The sequence below is a fragment of the Bifidobacterium sp. LH_413 genome (assembly GCF_056357015.1).
On record NZ_JBKEVK010000010.1, the window covers coordinates 1 to 2161 of the forward strand.

Consider the following 2161-nt stretch of genomic DNA (forward strand, 5'->3'; position numbering starts at 1 on the left):
GGTTTGGGGTGCGGGTCCGATTCCGCCGGGTTTCCGTGCCGGTCCTTGTGTGGGCTGGTGTGGGGCTTGGTGTGTGTTGGTGGTTTGAGAACTGGATAGTGGACGCGAGCAAGAGAACGAATTTGTTTTTCTTGTTTTGTTGATTTCGATCGAACTCCGAGGCTTTTGTCTTGGTGTTCGTTCGGTCGTTTTGTTGTGACCGTCAACGTGTTGTGTTGATGTGTCGTCCGATGTATTCGCGAATTTGGTTTTTGCCGGCTTCATGCTTCGAGTGTGTTGCTGGTAAGGGCGCAGTGGTGGATGCCTTGGCGGACAGGACCGATGAAGGACGTGTGGGGCCGCGATAGGCCTGGGGGAGCCGCCGACAGGGCTTTGATCCCAGGATGTCCGAATGGGGGAACCCGCCACCCTCGATGGGGTGGCACCAGCCTTTTGTGCTGGGGGGTACGCAGGGAAGTGAAACATCTCAGTACCTGTAGGAAAGGATGTTCCGTGAGTAGTGGCGAGCGAAAGCGGATCAGGCCAAACCGGTGTCGTGTGATACCCGTCGGGGGTTGCGGCATCGGGGTTGCGGGAGCGTGTGTCCCGGTTCCGACGGACCGGGCGTGAGTTAGAAAACCGTGTGCGAGACGAACAGGATTGGATGCCTGGCCGTGGAGGGTGATGGCCCCGTAGTCGTATGCGCATGGTCTCATGATCGCGTGTCCCAAGTAGCGCGGGCCTCGTGGAATCCCGTGTGAATCCGCCCCGACCGTGGGGTAAGCCTAGATATTCCTGTCCGACCGATAGTGAACTAGTACCGTGAGGGAAAGGTGAAAAGCACCCCGGGAGGGGAGTGAAAGAGTACCTGAAACCGTGCGCCTACGATCCGTCGGAGCCTCNTGGGGTGACGGCGTGCCTATCGAAAAATGAGTCTGCGAGTCAGTGGCAGGTGGCGAGCGTAACCCGTGTGGGGTACGCGTAGCGAAGGCGAGTCTGAATAAGGCGTCTGAGTCGCTTGTCCTGGACCCGAAGCGGGATGATCTAGCCCTGGGCAGGTTGAAGCGCGGGTAGGACCGTGTGGAGGACCGCACCCACCTGGGTTGAAAACCGGGGGGATGACCTGGGGCTGGGGGTGAAAGGCCAATCAAATTCCGTGATAGCTGGTTCTCTCCGAAATGCATTTGGGTGCAGCGTCGGGTTTTGCTTGCGGGGGGTAGAGCTACTGGATGCTTGAGGGCCCATACCGGGTACCGACAGCAACCAAACTCCGAATACCCGTCAAGTGTATCCCGGCAGTGAGTCGGCGGGGGATAAGCTCCGTCGTCGAGAGGGAGACAGCCCAGACCGTCGTCTAAGGTCCCCAAGCGCGTGCTAAGTGGGAAAGGATGTGGAGTCGCATAGACAGCCAGGAGGTTGGCTCAGAAGCAGCCATCCTTGAAAGAGTGCGTAACAGCTCACTGGTCTAGTGGTTCCGCGCCGACAATGTAGCGGGGCTCAAGCACGCCACCGAAGACGCGGCAGCATGGTTGCCATGCTGGGTAGGAGAGCGTCCCATGCGGGTCGAAGCGGGAGCGTAAGCGTCCGTGGACTGCATGGGAGTGAGAATGCAGACATGAGTAGCGAGAGACGGGTGACAATCCCGTCCGCCGGATGACCAAGGGTTCCAGGGCCACGTTCGTCGTCCCTGGGTGAGTCGGGTCCTAAGGCGAGGCCGACAGGCGTAGTCGAATGGATGAACGGGTCGATATTCCCGTACCGGCCATGAACCGACAAGATCCGAAAGGTTGATGCTAACCTCCGCGTGTCCTGGATGCCGTCCTTCGGGGTGGTGTTCGGGGTGTGTGTTGGGAACCGATTCCCGGTAGGATAGCGTGTGGAGTGACGCGGATGGCAGGCCGGGTCCGGAGGTGGTTTTCCGGGTCCAAGCGTGCGGGGCCTTCCCCAGGCAAATCCGGGGATATCGTGGCCCGAGGCGTGATGGGGGCATCCTCAGGGGTGTCTTCCGGTGGGTCCGTCCGTCGAGAAAAGCTTCGGCGCGAGGCGCATGGGCGCCCGTACCCCAAACCGACACTGGTGGTCAGGTAGAGCATACCAAGGCGATCGAGCGAATCCTGGTCAAGGAACTCGGCAAATCACTCCCGTTCCTTCGGTTTAAGGGAGACCCCCGATGGTGAACCGG

1 rRNA gene is annotated in these 2161 nt (G+C 60.0%); it reads left to right on the top strand.

The window, feature by feature from the left end:
- Positions 1 to 272 precede the first annotated feature (272 nt).
- A 23S ribosomal RNA gene (locus tag AC1AYN_RS10485) occupies positions 273 to 2161 on the top strand; the annotation flags it as partial.